Consider the following 18,281-nt stretch of genomic DNA (forward strand, 5'->3'; position numbering starts at 1 on the left):
CCCGCACTCGCCAGCTGACCCCGCCCTGCAGGATCACCAGCCGTTACACCACTTGCCTGGACTTGACCTGGTGGTTGGAGGATGGGTCCAGCGTCCGCCTAGCGCCACGCCAAGCTGCCGTGAGCGCGATGTCCCTCTCGAAGTCTGAAGTCTTGTACACGCTGGACCAGCAATCCCCCGGATTGCAACGCATCGACGACGCCTTCGAGTTGGGATCGCACCTCATCGCTTCGCCCCCGGCAGTAGCCGTTTCCAGCGCTTGGGCTGCACTGGAGTCGCTCCTGATCGATCCGCAAGAAGCTGACCGCAGCGCTGGCGGACGGGTGGTAGCTGCCGATCGCGCCGCTGCCATCACCGCGGCCGGGTGGCCTCGGGCAGAACTGACTCGCTTGAGCTATCGGTTGGCTGACCCGCACAATGAATGCCCTATGGTCCTTCGACATCAGCTTGAGGAAGCTGGCGAAGACAATGTACGTCGCTGTCACGTTCTGCTGGAGAATTGGGCTTCGGCTGAAGGAGCCGCCGGCCTTCCCCCCCACCGACGTGGCCGCAGTGAACCGAGTGAGTCAGCTGATAAGCAACCCTTCCGCGACGCTGGGACGCGTCCAGACCTATATGCAGGGGTCCTTCCGGCGTCTCTACCGCCAACGCAACCTGATCATGCACGGTGGAGCCGTTCGATCTGTGGCACTGGCCTCCACTGCGAGAACCACGGGCCCTCTCGGGGGAGCCCTGCTAGACCGAATCGTTGTTGCCGCCCACTTGGAGGCACGCTCTCCCCTAGACGCCGTTGCAGCGGCTAGCGTCAACCTGGCGCACAGCCGTCGGTCAGGGGACCTCACACACCTATTCGAGCTGTGAGGGCGTCGAAGACGACCTGCGGCCGATACCCATAGTGCGTCACTCTGTCCTCCCCCCAGCCGGATATCAGCGACCCAGCACCGCAGCCAGCTCGTCCGTCCGGATTCGGATCAACCGCTTGCTTACCCGGTAGCCACGCAGCTCACCTCGCATGATCATGCGTCGGATCGTCACCTCACTCACCGCCAGCGGCTCGGCCGCGTCCTTGATGCTGATGAACTCGGCGTTCCCCCACGTCCCCCCTCGGCTGGGTCCACGTTCCCCCTCGCGACCAAGTTGCGTTCCCCCTCGGGGCATCTGCTGTGCGCTCATGCTTCCCCAAGCCACGAGGGGCACCCGTGGGGCTCAATCCACAGGACATCGCCGTCCTGGACCAGAAGCCCGCTATTGCACGTATATTGCACGGACAAGCAAGAACCGCTCCGACTTGGGAGTCTTCCCTGGTCGGAGCGGTTCCGAGATCGTGCGCGAGAGAGGATTTGAACCTCCACGTCCCAAGGGACACTGGCACCTGAAGCCAGCGCGTCTACCATTCCGCCACTCGCGCATCACTGGGAAACCCAGCTCCAGAAATCTAGCACAGCCCCGGCGGGCAATGCACATCGAGCTCGGTGGGCCCTCCCACCGCAGGCCACAGGCCCTTTGAACCTGCCAAGCCATAGCGGGTCCACCAGCGCGGGACCAGGCCGGTGTACTGGCGGACGGACGGCACGCTGCGCGTCCTGCGGGTGGGAGGATGGGACGGTGAGCGAGACCTTCTACGACGCGGTCGGCGGGCACGAGACTTTCCAGCGGCTGGTGCACCGCTTCTACGAGCAGGTGGCGGCCGATGCCGACTTCCGCGCCATGTACCCGGAGGAGGATCTGGGTCCGGCCGAGGAGCGGCTGCGCACCTTCCTGGAGCAGTACTGGGGCGGCCCGAAGACCTACCAGGAGAACCGGGGCCACCCGCGACTGCGGATGCGCCACAACGTCTTCCACATCTCCCCCACCGAGCACGACACCTGGCTGCGCTACATGCTCACCAGCCTCGACGAGCTGCAGCTTCCGCCGGAGCAGGACGCCGCCCTGCGCGACTACCTGACCCGCGCCGCGGCCGCCATGGTCAACAGCTTCGAGTGAGCCCGGCCCCCGTCGGCCGATCCTCACAGTCAGCTGATCCGCACCCTCAGCTGATCTGCACCGTCGCGGACTCGACCGCCGCGCCGATCTCGAGGTCGAAGCGGCTGCGGTCGCCACGGTGGTGCGCCACATAGGTCTCGATCGGTTCACCCTCGGCATCGCGCTGGGTGCTGCGCAGCAGCAGGATCGGCGCCCCTTGGCTGAGGCCCAGCAGACTGGCGGTCTCACTGCTGGCCGCCGCGGCCTCGACGCTACGACTCGCCCCGCCGAAGGCGATCCCGTACTGCTCCCGCAGCACCCGGTAGAGCGAGTCGTCGGTCAGGTCGACGGCCTCCAGACCGGGCACGCGCCGCAGCGGCAACCAGGTGGAGGTACGCACGCACGGCTCCCCCTCCAGACTGCGCACCCGTTCGATGACCACCACCGGCTCCCCCGGATCCACGGCCAGGTTCGCGCCCACCACATCGCTGGCCGGGACCACCTCCTGGCGCAGCACCCGGCTCGTGAGCCTCAGGCCCCGCGCGGCGGCGACGTCGAAGAGTCCACCGGCGGTGCGGGCCAGGCCGTGCTCGGTCTTGCGCGGCACCACGAAGGTGCCCTTGCCCCGGGTGCGCTCCACCACCCCCTCGGACTCCAGTTCGGACAGAGCCTGGCGCACCACGCTGCGCGAGAGCCCGTAGCGGGCACACAGCTCGTGGTCGCTCCAGAAGCGATCCCCACCGGCCAGCCCCTCCGCCTCCATGCGCACCAGCAGGATGTGCTTGAGCTGGTGGTAGAAGGGCATCGCCGAGCCCCGGTCGATCTCCAGGGCTGCGGGCGGCGTGGTGGGCATGCGACGAGGGTAGTGCCGTCGTCCGCCTCAGCCGGTACACCACGACGGGCCCGCCGAGACGATCGCTGCCAGCTCTTCCAAAGTTGTACGTACAAGCGTACGTTTGCAGACATCAGGTGCCCGAACCAAGGAGCAGACATGCCCCAGCTGACCGTCGAGCAGTTCGCCAAGCTCTTCGACCACACCCTGCTCAAGGCCGACGCCCGCCGGGCCGGCTTCGAGCAGCTCTGCGCCGAGGCGCGCGAGCACGGCTTCGCCATGGTGGCGATCAATCCCGGCCCCGTGGCCCTGTGCCGCGAGCTGCTGGCGGGCAGCGATGTCCGCGTCGGCGCGGCCATCGCCTTCCCGCTGGGCCAGAACACCGTCGCCCAGAAGGTGGCCGAGACCGCCGCCTCGATCGACGACGGCGCCCAGGAGATCGACTACGTCGTCAACCAGACCGCCCTCAAGGACGGCGACCTGGCACTGGTCGAGCGGGAGATGCGCGAGATCGTCGAGCTCTGCCGGGCGCGCGGTGTGCTGAGCAAGGTGATCTTCGAGAACTGCTACCTCACCGACGACGAGAAGCGCAGCCTCGCCGGCATCGCCAAGGACGTGGAACCGGACTTCATCAAGACCTCCACCGGCTTCGGCACCGGGGGCGCCACATTCGCCGACGTCGAGCTGATGCGCTCCGCGGTGGGCGACAAGGTGCAGATCAAGGCCGCGGGCGGCCTGCGCACCCTGGACGATGTGCTGCGCTACCTCGATCTGGGCGTCACCCGGGTTGGCAGCTCGGCCAGCATCGCCATCCTGTCCGAGTACAGGACCATGGTGGGTGCCCGATGAGCACGCCCCTGGGAGTGGCCGTGATCGGCTCCGGCCGCGCCGGCATGATCCACGCCAAGAGCTTCGCCCGGATGGTCGACGACGCCCGTCTGGTGGCCCTGGCCGACCCCGATCCGGGCAACCTGTCGCAGGCCGCCCAGGAACTGCGCGTCGAGCGCACCTATGCCGACCACACCCAGCTGCTGGAGGACCCCGCGGTGGACGCGGTGGTCATCGTGACCCCCACCCGCTTCCACCGCCAGATCGTGCTGGACGCCGCCCATGCCGGCAAGCACGTGTTCTGCGAGAAGCCGATGGCCATGACCGCCGAGGAGTGCGCGGACATGGTGCGGGCCACCCAGCAGGCGGGCGTCGCCCTGCAGATCGGCTACATGCGACGCTTCGACGCGAGCTTCCAGCGCGCCAAGGAAATGATCGACGCGGGGGCCATCGGCGAAGTGGTCCGGGTCTCTTCCCGCACCCACGGTCCCAGCATCCCGCAGCCGTGGATGTACGACCTGACCGCCAGCAATGGCCCGCTGGCCGAGGTCAGCAGCCATGACATCGACACCCTGCGCTGGCTCAGCGGTACCGAGGTGGCCGAGGTTCACGCGGTCGCGGGGAACTACCGCTCGGCCGAGGCGCGCGAGCAGTGGCCGGACTTCTACGACACCGTGCTGATGACCTCGCGGATGGCCAACGGCACCATCGGCTGCGTCGAGGGCGCACAGGGCGTGCGCTACGGCTACGACGCCCGGGTGGAGGTGCTGGGCACCGACGGGCAGATCGACGTCGGTGACCTCAAGGCCAACCGTGTGGTGCTGCACCAGCGCGAGGGGCGCAGCGAGGCCGACTTCGTGCCCAGCTGGCGCAACCTCTTCCACGACGCCTACATCGCCGAGGACCGCGATTTCGTCGAGGCGATCCGCTCCGGCACCGAGCCCCGGGTCACTGGCGTGGACGGGCTGCGGGCCGTCGAGATCGTCGACGCGGGCAACGAGTCCATCCGCACCGGCCAGGTCGTCACCCTGGAGCCCATCGAGCTCTGAGAGCACCCGGGCGCCCAGCGCCCGACCACAGCAGGACCAGCAGGACCCCCGCCGGCAGTGCCGCTGGCGGGGCACACCGCCGCACCACCGACGTTGCGGCCAGGAAAGGACCAGTCATGAGCACCGAATACCTCCTCGGCATCGACATGGGCACGGGCAGCGCCCGCGCCGGCATCTTCGACGCCACCGGCAAGCAGTACGGCTTCGGCTCCGGCGAGTGGGCCACCACGCACCCCCACAGCGGATGGGCCGAGCAGGACCCCGAGGCCTGGTGGGCCGCCATCGTCGCGGCCGTGCAGGACGCCGTGAAGCTGTCCGGCGTCGACCCCCAGGCCATCAAGGCCGTCTCCATGGACGCCACCAGCTCCACCGTCGTCTTCCTCGACGACCAAGACCGCACCGTGCGCCCCGCCCTGCTCTGGATGGACGTGCGGGCGGTGGAGGAGGCCGACCAGATCCGGGCAACCGGTGATGCCGCCCTCAAGTACTGCGGCGAGGGCCCGGTCTCCGCCGAATGGGGCCTGCCCAAGGCGATGTGGGTCAAGAAGCACGAGCCCGAGGTCTTCGAGCGAGTGGCGATCATCTGCGACGAGACCGACTGGCTGGTGAACAAGCTGAGCGGCGAGTGGACCATGTCGGTGGCCCATGCGGCCGGCAAGTACTTCTACGACGGCGATGCGGGCGGCTGGCCCACCAGTCTCTACCGGGCCGTCGACGCCATGGACATCCTGGAGCGCTACCCCTCGCACGTCGCCCAGGTCTGCGAGGTGGTGGGACAGATCCTGCCGCAGGTGGCCGAGGAACTGGGGCTGTCCCCCAGCACCTTGGTGGTGGAGGGCGGCATTGACGCCTATGTCGGCGCCGTCGGCCTCGGCGTGGCCGAGCCCGGCAAGCTGGCCCTGATCACCGGCTCCAGCCATGTCATCACCGGACAGCTCGCCAGCCCGCTCTACTCCCGCGGCCTGTGGGGTTCCTTCACCGACGCCACCGTGCCGGGCTACTACACGATCGACGGCGGGCAGACCTCCACCGGCTCTATCATCGACTGGTTCCGTCGCAACCTCGCCGCCCAGTCGCAGGCCAAGGCGGTGCAGACCGGCCGCAATGTCCTCGACATCCTCACCGAGGAGGCCGCGAAGATCCCGATCGGCAGCGACGGGCTGGTGATGCTGGACCACTTCCAGGGCAACCGGGCGCCCTACTTCGACGGCCGCTCCCGCGGCATCTTCTGGGGCATGACCCTGGCGCACACCGAGGCGCACCTGTTCCGCGCGGCAATGGAGGGCATCTGCTTCGGCACCGAGAACATCGTCCAGATCATGCGCGAGCAGCAGGTGCCGCTCGACGCGATGGTGGTCTCCGGCGGCGCCACCCGAAACCGGCTGTGGCTGCAGATGCACGCCGACGTGCACAACCTGCCGCTGATGCTGCCGGCGGTCACCGAGGGCCCGGTGCTGGGCTCGGCGATGATGGCGGCTGTCGGCGCGGGACTCCACCACGACCTGCCCACCGCGTCGCGGGAGATGACCCGCACGGCCGAGGTGATCGAGCCCGATGCCGAGGCGCACGAGCAGTACCGCTTCAACTTCGAGGCCTACCGCGACACCTACCCGGCCATGCAGGAGCTGATGACGCGGATGACCCGGCACCAGACCCGGGCCTGAGGACCAAGGCTGGGGTGCGACGCCGGGGGGGCCGCACCCCAGCCCTGCTGACCGATCATGGAGAGAGATGACATCCGAACGCCTGGCGCAGGCCCTGCGCAGCGCCACCGACACCCGCGAGATCCTGCTGGGCGAGCACCTGCTCGACCAGGCCGGTGAGCTGTTCACCCGCAGCCTGCCGGGACGGACCGCCCTGCTGGTGGCCGACGAGACCACCTGGCGGCTGGCCGGGCCGGCCGTCATGCGCTCGCTGCAGCAGGCCGGCGTCGAGGTGCTGGAACCCCTGGTGCTGCCCGGAACGCCCCCCGTCTACGCCGGCTACGAGAATGTCGTGCTGGTGCGCGAGCGGCTGGCAGCCACCGGGGCCCATGCCTGCTCGATCGGCTCGGGCACCCTGAACGACCTGACCAAGCTGGCCTCCGGGGAGCTCTCCCGGCCCTACGTGCACGTCTGCACCGCCTGCTCGATGGACGGCTATGCCGCCTTCGGCGCCGCGATCACCCGCGACGGCTTCAAGATCACCCGCACCTGCCCCGCACCGGCAGCCCTGCTCGCTGATCTGGCGGTGATGGCCACCGCCCCCGCCACCATGACCGCGAACGGCTATGGCGACATGATGGAGAAGTTCCCGGGCGGTGCCGACTGGCTGGTTGCGGACGCCATCGGCGTCGAGGCGCTCGACGAGCACACCTGGCAGATGGTGCAGTCCCCCCTGCGGGCGGCGATGTCCCAGCCGGAGGCACTGGCGCACGGCGACCGGGCGGCACTGGCCGCCCTGACCGAGGAGAGCATGCTCTCCGGACTGGCGATCCAAGCCCACCAGTCCTCCCGGCCCGGCTCCGGCGCCGGGCACAACTTCAGCCACCAGTGGGAGATGGAGGGCCACGGCCTGGACTGGGAACCACCGCTGAGCCACGGCGCCAAGGTGGGGATCGGGACGGTGGCCGTCTGCGCCCTCTATGACCGGGCCCTGGAGCTCGACCTGTCCACACTCGACGTGGAGGCACTGGTGGCCGCCTGGCCCGACCCGCAGCAGAACCGGGAGCGCGTCCTGGCGCTGCACGACGTGGACGTGATCGCCGAGGCCGCCGTCACGCAGTCCATGGCCAAGTACCTGCCGGCCGACCAGCTCGCGGACCGCATCGGCCGGATCCAGCAGGAGTGGCCCGCCCTGGTGCCGCGGCTGCGCGAGCAGCTGGTGACGGCCGACCAGGCGGCCGCCATGCTGCGGCAGGTGGGCGCTGCCTGGCACCCGGAGCAGATCGACATCAGCCTGGAGCGCCTGCGGCGCACCTACTACCAGGCCCAGACCATCCGCAGTCGTTACACGATCATGGACGTGCTCTTCGAGGTGGGACTGTTCGGCACCCTCGTGGAGGAGCTCTTCTCCCCCGACGGCTACTGGGGCCGCCACCCCCACCCCGAGGCCTGAGATGACCCGCCTCACCGATCTGGCCGAAGCCCTCGCGCAGGACGCCTCCCGCGTGGACCCCACCACGATGCAGGCGCTGGAGGAGGCGGTGGCCCGGGCACCGCGCGTCTTCGTCACCGGCGCCGGCCGCTCCGGACTGGTGGCCGCCATGTTCGCCAACCGGCTGATGCACCTGGGCCGGCCGGTGCACCTCGTGGGCGAGGTGACCTGCCCCGCGATCGGCCCCGACGACCTGCTGCTGGCCGTCTCCCGTTCCGGCAACACCGCTGGTGTCTTGGCCGCCGCCCGAGGCAGCAGCGAGCTGGGTGCCGCCGTGGCCTGCCTCACCGCGGTGGCCGACTCCCCGCTGGCCCAGCTCGCCGGGCCCACCCTGGTCCTGCCCGCGCCCAGCCTGGCCCAGCCGCTGGGCTCGGGCTTCGAGCAGCTCTGCTTCCTGGTGCTGGAGGCGGTACTGGCCGACCTCGCGGACCGTCTCGGCGTCGACGAGGCGGGGATGGCTGCTCGGCACGCGAACCTGGAATAGCCTTCCCCGCCAGGAGGTGGTGATGGACGAGCTGCTGGTGGAGAGGGTGCTGCGCGCCGTCGAGCTGGTGCCGGCCGGGCGCGTGGCCAGCTATGGCGACATCGCCACCCTGGTGGGCACCGGCCCGCGGCAGGTGGGCCGGGTGATGGCCCACTGGGGCTCCGACGTGGCCTGGTGGCGGATCACCAATGCCTCCGGCGACTTCCCGCCCCACCTGCTGGAGCGGGCCCGCGACCACTGGGCCGACGAAGGCGTCGAGCTGCGCCCCGGCGGGCGGGGCTGTCGGATCGCCAGCCACCGCGCCGATCTCGAGCAGCTCGCCCTGGCCTGGCATCGCGCCACTCGCGATCTGCCCGCCGACGACTGAGCCGAACCAGCCACCCTGTCGGCGGCCACGCCTTGGTCGCCCTGTGCTGTACAGGTGTCCAACCCTGAAAACCGGCCCGTCGATCCCGGATCTGGCCGGTTTCGGCCCGATCTGGCAATCGACGGGGGCATTTTCAGGGTTGGACACTCGACCCGCATCCGGCGGCACCGAGCGCCCGAGGCTTCGGCAGCCCGTGGCTACGCAATACCGCCCCGGCCCCCGACCGCCCTGCCCGGACGGCCGGAAGCCAGCGGAGCACAACCACGCGGCAGCCTCGCCAACCGGGGACAGCACGAGGGCCCCGGACGGTGGTCCGGGGCCCTCGCGAAACTGATGGTGTGCTGACCGGAAGGCCGGCACCGGTCATCAGCCGATGTTCAGTGTCTTCAGCGGTTGTCCAGCAGACCGATCAGGTAGTCGCCGTAGCCGGACTTGAACAGCTTCTCGCCGCGCTGGCGCAGCTCGTCGTCGGTCAGGAAGCCCAGACGCCAGGCGGCCTCCTCCGGGCACCCTACCTGCAGGCCCTGACGGGCCTGGATGGTGCGCACGAAGTTGCCGGCGTCGTTCAGCGAGTCGAAGGTTCCGGTGTCGAGCCAGGCGGTGCCGCGGGGCAGCACCTCCACCTGCAGCTTCTGGCGCTCCAGGTAGACCCGGTTGACGTCGGTGATCTCGTACTCGCCGCGGGCCGACGGCTCCAGCGACTTGGCGATCTCGACGACGTCCTCGTCGTAGAAGTACAGGCCGGGAACGGCGTAGTGGCTCTTCGGCTGCTTCGGCTTCTCCTCCAGGGAGAGTGCCGTGCCGTTCTCGTCGAACTCGACCACACCGTAGGCCTCGGGCTCTGCAACCCAGTAGGCGAAGACGGCGGCACCGTCGATGTTCTCGAAGCGCTTGAGCTGGGTGCCCAGGCCGGCACCGTAGAAGATGTTGTCGCCCAGGACGAGGCAGACCTTCTGCCCCTTGGCGAACTCCTCACCAATGGTGAAGGCCTGCGCCAGGCCCTTGGGCTCGGGCTGGACGGCGTAGGAGATGTTCACGCCGAACTGCGAACCGTCGCCCAGCAGGCGCTTGAAGCCGTCGGCCTCGTGCGGCGTGGTGATGACCAGGATGTCCTTGATGCCCGCGAAGATCAGCGTGGACAAGGGGTAGTAGATCATCGGCTTGTCGTAGACGGGCACCAGCTGCTTGCTGTTGGCCATCGTGATCGGATGGAGTCGTGTCCCGGACCCCCCGGCGAGAATGATTCCGTGCATGACCTCAGTGTGGCATCTTTCGTGCTCACGCAAGGTTTGGAAGTCAAGCCGACTCACGGGCGACGCACAGGTTCGTCTGGCTAGGCTGAGGCCATGTCCAACATCTTGTGCACCGGTGGAGCGGGGTTCATCGGCAGCAACTTCGTGCGTTACGTGCTTGCCAACTCCGACCACAACGTAACCGTCATCGACGCCCTCACCTATGCGGGCAACCGCTCCTCACTGGAGGGCCTGCCCGCCGACCGCTTCGAGCTGGTCGAGGGCGACATCTGCGACGCCGAACTGGTCGACAAGCTCGTCGCCGACTGCGACATCCTGGTCCACTTCGCGGCCGAGTCGCACAACGACAACTCGCTCAACGACCCGTCGCCGTTCATCAAGACCAACCTGATCGGCACCTATACGCTGCTGGAGGCGGTGCGCAAGCACGGCAAGCGCTACCACCACATCAGCACCGACGAGGTCTACGGCGACCTTGAGCTGGACGACCCGGCCAAGTTCACCGAGCACACCCCCTACAACCCGTCGAGCCCCTACAGCTCCACCAAGGCCGGCTCCGACCTGCTGGTGCGCGCCTGGGTGCGTTCCTTCGGCATCACCGCGACGCTGAGCAACTGCTCGAACAACTACGGTCCCTACCAGCACGTCGAGAAGTTCATCCCGCGCCAGATCACCAATGTGCTCTCGGGCATCCGCCCCAAGCTCTACGGCGCCGGCGAGAACGTGCGCGACTGGATCCACGTCGACGACCACAACTCGGCCGTGCTCGACATCATCGACAAGGGCCGCTCCGGCGAGACCTACCTGATCGGCGCCAACGGCGAGAAGAACAACCTCGAGGTCATGCAGCTCATCCTCAAGCTGATGGGCAAGGACCAGAACGACTTCGAGCACGTCACCGACCGTCCCGGCCACGACATGCGCTACGCCATCGACAACTCCAAGCTGGTCGACGAGCTGGGCTGGCAGCCCACCTACCAGGACTTCGAGAGCGGCCTGAAGGCCACCATCGACTGGTACGCGGCCAACGAGGCCTGGTGGAAGCCCATGAAGGACGCCACCGAGGCCAAGTACGCGAAGGCTGGTCAGTGAATGGCTGACCTCGACATCCAGCAGACCCCGATCCCGGGGCTGCTGGTCATCAGCCTGCCCATGCCCGGTGACAACCGTGGCTGGTTCAAGGAGAACTGGCAGCGCGCGAAGATGACCGCGCTGGGCCTGCCCGACTTCGGGCCGGTCCAGAACAACATGTCCTTCAACACCTCCAAGGGCGCCACCCGCGGCCTGCACGCCGAGCCCTGGGACAAGTACGTCTCCCTCGCCACCGGTCGCATCATGGGTGCCTGGGTGGACCTGCGCGAGGGCGAGAGCTTCGGGCAGAAGTTCTTCCTGGAGATGGGCCCGGAGACCGCGGTCTACGTCCCGCGGGGCGTGGCCAACGGCTACCAGGCGCTGGAGGACGGCACCGCCTACACCTACCTGGTCAACGACCACTGGAGCCCCGAGGCCCGCGCCAGCTACACCTACCTGAACCTGGCCGACGAGACCGCGGACATCCCGTGGCCGATCAGCCTGGACCAGGCCGAGATCAGCGAGGCGGACAAGGCGCACCCGCGCCTGGCCGATGTGGTGCCCATGAAGCCGGCCCGCACCGTGGTGCTCGGCGCCCGCGGCCAGCTGGGACAGGCGCTGATGGCGCAGCTCGACGAGGCCACCGGCGTGGACCGCGACGAGCTGGACCTCACCGACCGCGAGGCCGTGCTGGCCTACAACTGGAACGGCGTGGGCACCATCATCAATGCCGCCGCCTACACCGCCGTCGACCTGGCCGAGACCGAGCAGGGCCGCAAGGACTGCTGGGACGCCAATGTCAGCGCGGTGAAGAACCTGGTGGAGGTGGCGCGCGAGCGTCGGATGCGCCTGGTGCACGTCTCCAGCGACTACGTCTTCGACGGCGTCACCGAGGAGCACGACGAGGACGAGGCCTTCAGCCCGCTGGGCGTCTACGGCGTCACCAAGGCCGCCGGCGACGCGCTCGTGGCCACCCTGCCGCAGCACTTCATCGTGCGCACCAGCTGGGTGATCGGTTCGGGCAAGAACTTCGTCGGCATCATGGCTGACCTGGCACGCAAGGGCGTCAAGCCCACCGTCGTCTCCGACCAGTTCGGCCGCCTCACCTTCACGGCTGACCTGGCCGCCGGCATCGTGCACCTGCTGGACTCCGGCGCCGAGCCGGGCACCTACAACCTCACCAACACCGGTGAGGTGTCCAGCTGGGCCGACATCGCCAAGCAGGTCTTCGAGCTGGCCGGTGCCAGCGCCGACGACGTCACCCCGGTCACCACCGAGGAGTACGCCGCCGGCAAGCAGATCTCGCCCCGCCCGGTGCACTCCGCGCTGAAGCTGGACAAGATCATCGCCGCCGGCTTCACCCCGGCCCCGGCCGAGCAGCGCCTCAAGGAGCTGCTGGGCTGAGACCGCCCCGGGCCACCGGCCCGCACGGCACCGACAGGGGTCCGGGAGCGCACGCTCCCGGACCCCTGTTGCCTTGTCCGGGGAAGGATCTTTCGGCCAGAGCCGCGAGGCCCGACGCGCCGGTCGGCCCCGCGACGCGCCGGAGACGACGCGCCGAAACCGTGGACACATTTTGGTCTTTCGTCCCAATCTGTCGACGTCGCCAGGCGGGCGCCAGCGGGGCGCGGAGGCTCCGGTAGCACCGTGGTCGCAGGAATCGTGGCCTCAAGTCCGAGTTGAGGCGGGGTGATCCGTACCGGCCAGCCCAGTAAGATCGACCAAGCCGGAGTGGCGCACGAACCAAGTGGAGGAGGGCCGATGGGACTGTTCGATCGTTTCGAGAACAAGATCGAGGGGGCCGTGAACGGTGTCTTCGCCCGCGCCTTCAAGGGCGACGTGCAGCCGGTCGAGATCGCCGCGCGCCTGCAGCGCGAGCTGGACGCCGAGGCCAAGCTGCTGAGCCGTGACAAGCGCCTGGTGCCCAACGAGTTCGGGGTGCAGCTCAGCCAGCACGACTACGACCGCCTGGTGCCCTACTCCAAGACGCTGACCAGCGAGATCGTTCCGGAACTGCGCCAGCACGCCGCGGAGCGTCGCTATGTCTTCAACGGTCCCATCTCCATCGCCTACGAGCTCGAGCCCAGCCTGCCCACCGGTCGTTTCACCGTCACCAGCGCCGCCGTTGCCGGTATCGAGCAGGCCGACGGCCCCGCCTCCACCACCATGATCCGACGCTCCGCGCTGGTCCTGGAGGTCAACGGCGTGCGCCACCCGCTCACCGCCCCCGGTCTGCTGATCGGCCGCGGCTCCGAGGCCGACCTGCGCATCAACGACCCCGGCGTCTCGCGTCGCCACGCGCAGATCTCCGTGGTGGGCGCCGGCGACGAGCTCGCCATCAGCATCGACGACCTGGGTTCCACCAACGGCATCATCGTCAACGGCGCCAAGGTGAAGCACGCCGAGCTGGACGACGGCACCCGCATCGAGATCGGCTCGACGCGGATGCTGGTGCACTCCCCGGTGGGTGCTTGACCTTGTCGGAATTCGCCGTCGCCGTTCTGCGGATCGCCTTCCTGGCTGCCATCTGGATGTTCATCCTGATGGCGGCCGGCGTGATCCGCACCGACATCTTCGGTGAGCGTGTCGACGCCGGCAGCTCGCGCCGTGGGCTGCGCCGCCGTCGCCGCGACGAGCCCGTGGCCGAGGTGCCCGCCGGGCCCGCGCTGCCCACCGAGCTGGTCATCACCGAGGGACGTTCCCAGGGCACCCGACGCGAGCTGCGCGGCGTGATGGGCATCGGACGCGCAGCCGGCTCTGCCGTGCTGATCGACGACGACTACTCCAGCTCTCGCCACGCACAGCTGGTGCCCGCCGGTGACGGTTCGTGGATCGTGGAGGACCTGAACTCCACCAACGGCACCTATGTCAACGGCACCCGGATCACCCAGCCCACCCGCGTGGGCACCGGCGACACCATCCGGATCGGGCGCACCCAGCTGAGGCTGGAGAGCTGATGGCCTTCAGCCTCGACATCCGCGCCCACTCCGAGGTCGGCCTGGTGCGCAAGAACAACCAGGACTCCGGCTACGCCTCCCCCACGATGCTGCTGGTGGCCGACGGCATGGGCGGCGCCGCCGCCGGTGACCTGGCCTCCACCGTCGCCGTGCGCGAGGTGATGCGCGCCGACCGCGCCCATCGCCCGCAGGACACCGACGAGGTGCTGGCCGGCTCGCTGGCCCGCGCCAACCACACCCTGGCCGACCTGGTGAAGCAGGACCCCTCGCTGGACGGCATGGGCACCACCGTCTGCGGCGCGCTGTTCACCGGCGAGGAGCTGGGGATGGTGCACATCGGCGACTCGCGCGCCTACCTGCTGCGCGACGAGGTGCTGCACCGCCTCACCCACGACCACTCCTGGGTGCAGTCGCTGGTGGACGACGGCAAGATCAGCCTGGCCGAGGCGGCCGTGCACCCGCACCGCTCGCTGCTGCTCAAGGTGCTCAACGGCCAGCCCAGCCACGAGCCGGACTACTCCCACGTGGAGCTGCAGAGCAGCGACCGGCTGCTCTTCTGCTCCGACGGCCTGTGCGGCTTCGTCAAGGACACCGCGATCCGCCACATCATGGTCACCGCGGCGGACCTGGACACCGCCATGGCGGAGCTGGTGGCCGCCGCCCACGCCGGCGGTGGCGCGGACAACATCACGGTCCTGCTGGCCGACGTGGTGCCGCAGGACGCCGCCCTGGACGCCCGCGAGGGCGTGGTGGTGGGTGCTGCCGTGGACGGCATCGTGCCGGAGACCGAGGAGCACACCCTGGTGGGCCTCGCGGCGCAGAGCCCGGCCCCCGAGCCCGTCGCCCGCCAGGAGCGCGTGATGGCCCCCGGCGTGGTGGACGAGGCCGAGACCACCCGCTACGCCCCCACCGCCGTGCGGCGACGCACCCTGGTCAAGGCGCTGGCGCTGACCACCGCCCTGGTGCTGCTGGCCGGCGGCGCCCTGTGGGGTGGCTGGCGATGGTCGCGCACCCAGTACTTCGTGGGCGACCAGGACGACCAGGTGGCGATCTTCCGCGGCATCCCCGGCGAACTGCTGGGCATCTCCCTGCACGAGACGGCGGAGATCACCGACGTACGCGTCGCGGACCTGCCGGCCTTCTTCCAGCAGCAGGTCTTCTCCACCATCCCCGCGCAGGACCTGGACGGCGCGCACTCCACCGTGGAGCAGCTGCGCACCCGCGCCGAGGCCTGCATCGCCCGGCGGGCCAACCGGCTGCCCGGCCCGCGGGTCGAGCCGTCCAGCCTGCCCTCGGCCTCCGCCTCGCCGTCCGCGAGCCATCCCGGCCTGCCGATCGGCCCGAGGCCGACCGTCGGCGCCAGCGGCCTGGTGGGGGCGAGCGCCAGCCCCACCCCGTCCCAGGCGGTGACCACGTCGCCGTCCGGACTGGACGAGGAGTGCTGATGGCCACCGACCAGTTCGTCTACCGTCGCCGCCGCACCGTCGAGCTGCTGATGGACCTGTTCGCCCTGTGCTTCGGCCCGGCCGCCTGGGCGCTGACCAGCCTCAACCTCCACGGGGCGGTGCCCTCCAGCTGGCCCGTGGTCTGCGGCGTCTGGTTCGCCCTGGGCCTGGCCCTGCACCTGGTGGTGCGCTGGCGGCTGCCCTATGCCGACCCGCTGCTGCTGCCCTGCGTGCTGCTGCTCAACGGGCTGGGCCTGGCCATGATCCACCGGATCGACCAGATCCCTGACCCGGTGCGCCACGACGCCTCCACCCAGCTGCTGTGGACCGTGCTGGGCATGGTGCTGTTCAGCCTGGTGGTGGTCTTCCTGCGCGACCACCGCCGCCTGCAGCGCTTCCCCTACCTGCTCTTCCTGGCCGGCCTCTTCCTGCTGCTGCTGCCGCTGGTGCCCGGCCTGGGCGTCGACCAGTACGGCGCGCGGATCTGGATCCGGGTGGCGGGCTATTCCTTCCAGCCGGCCGAGGTGGCCAAGATCGTGCTGGCCGTCGCCTTCGCCGCCTACCTCACCGACCACCGCGAGGTGCTGGCGCTGGCCGGGCGACGCTTCGCCGGCATCGAGTTCCCCCGGCTGCGCGACCTCGGCCCGATCCTGGTGATGTGGCTGGCCAGCCTGGCCGTGCTGGTCTTCCAGAACGACCTGGGCACCTCGCTGCTCTTCTTCGGGCTGTTCGTGATGATGCTCTACGTCGCCACCGAGAAGGGCGGCTGGGCCGTGCTCGGCATCGCCCTGTTCGTGGCGGGCGGTGCGCTGGCCTACCAGTTCGCCGGCCACGTCCGGGTCCGGGTTGGCGCCTGGCTGCACCCCTTCGACGACTACGAACGCAACCTGCAGGTGATCAGCGCCCAGTTCGGCTACGCCTGGGGCGGGCTGACCGGCCGCGGCTGGGGGCTGGGCCGGCCCGGCCTGACCCCGCTGTCCAAGAGCGACTTCATCGCCGGCGCCATCGGCGAGGAGGTGGGCGTGCTGGGCCTGATGGCCGTCGTGATGGTCTACGCCCTGATCGTGGCCCGCAGCCTGCGCATGGCGCTGGCCGCGCACGAGGCCTTCGGCAAGCTGCTGGCCTGCGGCCTGGGCTTCGTCTTCGCCCTGCAGGTCTTCGCCATCATCGGCGGCGTCACCCGGCTGCTGCCGCTGACCGGCCTGACCACCCCCTTCATGAGCCAGGGTGGCAGCTCGATGATCTCCAACTGGGTGATCGTGGCAGTCCTGCTGGTGATCAGCCACCAGGCGCGTCGCCCACCGGTGGCCGCCGCCGCGCCCGTCGAGGCACACCTGCAGGACGAGGACACCATGGTGATCCCCGTGGTGAGGGGGCAGGCATGAACCGTCCGATCCGACGCGTCGCCGTCGTGGCCGCGCTGATGGTGCTGGCCCTGCTGGCCAATGCCAGCTATCTGGCCGTCTTCCGCGCAGACGACCTGAACGCCGATCCGCGCAATCGACGCACCCGCGATGCCGAGTTCGCCACCCACCGTGGCGCCATCCTGGTGGGCAACAGCCCGATCGCGCAGACCAGCCCCGCCAAGGGCCGCTTCGCCTACAAGCGCAGCTACGCCGACGGGCCGCTGTGGGCCCCGGTCACCGGGTACTACTCCTACGACTTCGCCCGCGCAGGGCTGGAGAGCAGCTACAACACCCAGCTCTCGGGCACCGACGACTCGCAGTTCTTCCGCCGGTCGCTGGACCAGCTCACCGGCAAGAAGGTGCAGGGCGCCTCGCTGCAGACCACTCTGGACGCCAAGGCGCAGCGCGCCGCCGCCCAGGCGCTGGGCGACCGGACCGGCGCCGTGGTGGCCATCGACTACCGCACCGGCGCGGTGAAGGCGCTGGTCTCCAGCCCCAGCTATGACCCGAACGCGCTGGCCAGCACGGACCTGTCCGCGGCCCAGCAGGCCTGGAAGCAGCTCACCGCCAGCACCGGCCGACCCATGTCCAACCGCGCCACCAAGGAGATCTACCCGCCCGGCTCCACCTTCAAGCTGGTGACCGCCGCGGCCGCGCTGGAGGACGGCATGGGTGCCGACACGACGGTGGCCTCCCCGGCCTCGCTGCGGCTGCCCCAGACCTCCACCACCCTGACCAACGAGACCAACTGCGGCGGCAGCAAGGTCAGCATCGACCAGGCGCTGAAGGTCTCCTGCAACACCGCCTTCGCCAACCTGGGCCTGCAGCTGGGCGCCGACAAGTTGCGCGGCCAGGCCGAGAAGTTCGGCTTCGGCTCCTCGCTGGAGGGCGACCTGAACCCGGTGACCAGCCGCTTCCCCGACAGCCCGGACCAGCCGCAGCTGGCGATGAGCGCCATCGGACAGTTCGAGGTGGCCGCCTCCCCGGTGCAGATGGCCGTCGTGGCCGCCGCGATCGCCAACGACGGCCAGGTGATGCAGCCCTACCTGGTGCAGGAGGTCCGCAATCCCGACCTCAGCGTGCTCAGCAGCCACGACCCCACCAAGCTGGAACGGGCCATGAGCCCGGACAATGCCAAGGCGCTGCAGCAGATGATGGTGCACGTCGTGGAGTCCGGCACCGGGCAGCGGGCCCAGGTGCCCGGCACCACCGTGGGCGGCAAGACCGGTACCGCGCAGAGCGATCCCAAGCGCCCGCCCTATGCCTGGTTCATCGGCTTCAGCCAGGATCCGGACGTGGCCATCGCCGTCTTCATCGAGGACGCGCAGGTGCAGCGCTCCGACATCGCCGGCGGACGCCTCGCCGGACCGGTCTTCGCCGCCGTCGTGGAGGCCCTCAGATGATTACTCCCCGCACCAGCCCCGGCCCCGTCGCCGCCCGCAGCAGCAGCGCGGGCGACCAGACCGGGCACGGACCAGTGAAAGGACCGATG

17 protein-coding genes and 1 tRNA gene are annotated in these 18,281 nt (G+C 69.5%); 14 read left to right on the plus strand and 4 right to left on the minus strand.

What is annotated here, in order from left to right:
• Nucleotides 1–927 precede the first annotated feature (927 nt).
• Together ABD073_RS15555 and ABD073_RS08785 are read right to left on the minus strand one after the other, a co-directional pair.
• A complete protein-coding gene (locus tag ABD073_RS15555) occupies nt 928–1,173 on the minus strand; it encodes a helix-turn-helix domain-containing protein (protein WP_386751696.1) in 246 nt (81 codons plus the stop codon).
• Between the two features lie 152 nt (nt 1,174–1,325).
• Nucleotides 1,326–1,408: transfer RNA gene (locus ABD073_RS08785), tRNA-Leu, on the minus strand.
• Nucleotides 1,409–1,605: 197 nt separating this feature from the next.
• Between ABD073_RS08785 and ABD073_RS08790 the strand changes: the two genes are divergently transcribed.
• A complete protein-coding gene (locus tag ABD073_RS08790) occupies nt 1,606–1,983 on the plus strand; it encodes a globin (protein ID WP_343873738.1) in 378 nt (125 codons plus the stop codon).
• Nucleotides 1,984–2,029: 46 nt separating this feature from the next.
• Here ABD073_RS08790 and ABD073_RS08795 read toward each other — a convergent pair whose 3' ends face one another.
• Nucleotides 2,030–2,815, minus strand: a complete 786-nt coding sequence (locus ABD073_RS08795; RefSeq protein WP_343873741.1) for a GntR family transcriptional regulator — start codon at nt 2,813–2,815, stop codon at nt 2,030–2,032.
• A 138-nt stretch (nt 2,816–2,953) separates the two neighbouring features.
• Between ABD073_RS08795 and deoC the strand changes: the two genes are divergently transcribed.
• From deoC to ABD073_RS08825, 6 genes are all read left to right on the plus strand, one after another.
• On the plus strand, nt 2,954–3,643 hold the full coding sequence (gene deoC, locus ABD073_RS08800) for a deoxyribose-phosphate aldolase (protein WP_343873744.1): 690 nt from the start codon (nt 2,954–2,956) through the stop codon (nt 3,641–3,643).
• Nucleotides 3,640–4,671 carry a Gfo/Idh/MocA family oxidoreductase gene (locus ABD073_RS08805; protein WP_343873747.1) on the plus strand — a complete coding sequence of 344 codons (1,032 nt, stop codon included), beginning with the start codon at nt 3,640–3,642 and terminating at the stop codon, nt 4,669–4,671. Before deoC ends, ABD073_RS08805 begins: the two co-directional genes overlap by 4 nt.
• 116 nt (nt 4,672–4,787) lie before the next feature.
• Nucleotides 4,788–6,335: an FGGY-family carbohydrate kinase gene (locus ABD073_RS08810; RefSeq protein ID WP_343873749.1), complete on the plus strand. Its 1,548-nt coding sequence runs from the start codon at nt 4,788–4,790 to the stop codon at nt 6,333–6,335.
• A 67-nt stretch (nt 6,336–6,402) separates the two neighbouring features.
• A complete protein-coding gene (locus ABD073_RS08815) occupies nt 6,403–7,767 on the plus strand; it encodes a sn-glycerol-1-phosphate dehydrogenase (protein ID WP_343873752.1) in 1,365 nt (454 codons plus the stop codon).
• 1 nt (nt 7,768) lies between these two features.
• The gene (gene hxlB / locus ABD073_RS08820; protein ID WP_343873754.1) at nt 7,769–8,290 is read left to right on the plus strand and encodes a 6-phospho-3-hexuloisomerase; all 522 of its coding nucleotides are present in this window, start codon (nt 7,769–7,771) and stop codon (nt 8,288–8,290) included.
• A 22-nt stretch (nt 8,291–8,312) separates the two neighbouring features.
• The gene (locus ABD073_RS08825) at nt 8,313–8,657 is read left to right on the plus strand and encodes an MGMT family protein (protein ID WP_343873756.1); all 345 of its coding nucleotides are present in this window, start codon (nt 8,313–8,315) and stop codon (nt 8,655–8,657) included.
• A 386-nt stretch (nt 8,658–9,043) separates the two neighbouring features.
• Here the strand turns inward: ABD073_RS08825 and rfbA are convergent, their stop codons facing one another.
• Nucleotides 9,044–9,910, minus strand: coding sequence for a glucose-1-phosphate thymidylyltransferase RfbA (rfbA, locus tag ABD073_RS08830; RefSeq protein ID WP_343873757.1), 867 nt, complete (start codon nt 9,908–9,910; stop codon nt 9,044–9,046).
• A gap of 93 nt (nt 9,911–10,003) precedes the next feature.
• Here rfbA and rfbB point away from each other — a divergent pair, with 93 nt between their 5' ends.
• The 7 genes from rfbB (at nt 10,004) to ABD073_RS08865 (ending at nt 18,192) form a co-directional block, all read left to right on the plus strand.
• Complete coding sequence (gene rfbB, locus ABD073_RS08835; RefSeq protein WP_343873758.1) at nt 10,004–11,002, plus strand: dTDP-glucose 4,6-dehydratase; 999 nt, start codon at nt 10,004–10,006, stop codon at nt 11,000–11,002.
• Nucleotides 11,003–12,385, plus strand: a complete 1,383-nt coding sequence (locus ABD073_RS08840; RefSeq protein WP_343873759.1) for a sugar nucleotide-binding protein — start codon at nt 11,003–11,005, stop codon at nt 12,383–12,385.
• 357 nt (nt 12,386–12,742) lie between these two features.
• Nucleotides 12,743–13,456 carry an FHA domain-containing protein gene (locus ABD073_RS08845; protein WP_343873760.1) on the plus strand — a complete coding sequence of 238 codons (714 nt, stop codon included), beginning with the start codon at nt 12,743–12,745 and terminating at the stop codon, nt 13,454–13,456.
• Nucleotides 13,453–13,938: an FHA domain-containing protein FhaB/FipA gene (locus tag ABD073_RS08850; RefSeq protein WP_343873763.1), complete on the plus strand. Its 486-nt coding sequence runs from the start codon at nt 13,453–13,455 to the stop codon at nt 13,936–13,938. The genes ABD073_RS08845 and ABD073_RS08850 overlap by 4 nt, the downstream gene beginning before the upstream one ends.
• Nucleotides 13,938–15,383 carry a PP2C family protein-serine/threonine phosphatase gene (locus ABD073_RS08855; protein WP_343873765.1) on the plus strand — a complete coding sequence of 482 codons (1,446 nt, stop codon included), beginning with the start codon at nt 13,938–13,940 and terminating at the stop codon, nt 15,381–15,383. The genes ABD073_RS08850 and ABD073_RS08855 overlap by 1 nt, the downstream gene beginning before the upstream one ends.
• Entirely contained in the window at nt 15,383–16,768 is a 1,386-nt protein-coding gene (locus tag ABD073_RS08860; protein WP_386751697.1) for an FtsW/RodA/SpoVE family cell cycle protein, read from the plus strand. Before ABD073_RS08855 ends, ABD073_RS08860 begins: the two co-directional genes overlap by 1 nt.
• Nucleotides 16,765–18,192 carry a peptidoglycan D,D-transpeptidase FtsI family protein gene (locus tag ABD073_RS08865; RefSeq protein WP_343873767.1) on the plus strand — a complete coding sequence of 476 codons (1,428 nt, stop codon included), beginning with the start codon at nt 16,765–16,767 and terminating at the stop codon, nt 18,190–18,192. Before ABD073_RS08860 ends, ABD073_RS08865 begins: the two co-directional genes overlap by 4 nt.
• Nucleotides 18,193–18,281 lie beyond the last annotated feature (89 nt).

It is taken from the genome of Luteococcus peritonei, assembly GCF_039526385.1.
Taxonomy (GTDB): domain Bacteria; phylum Actinomycetota; class Actinomycetes; order Propionibacteriales; family Propionibacteriaceae; genus Luteococcus; species Luteococcus peritonei.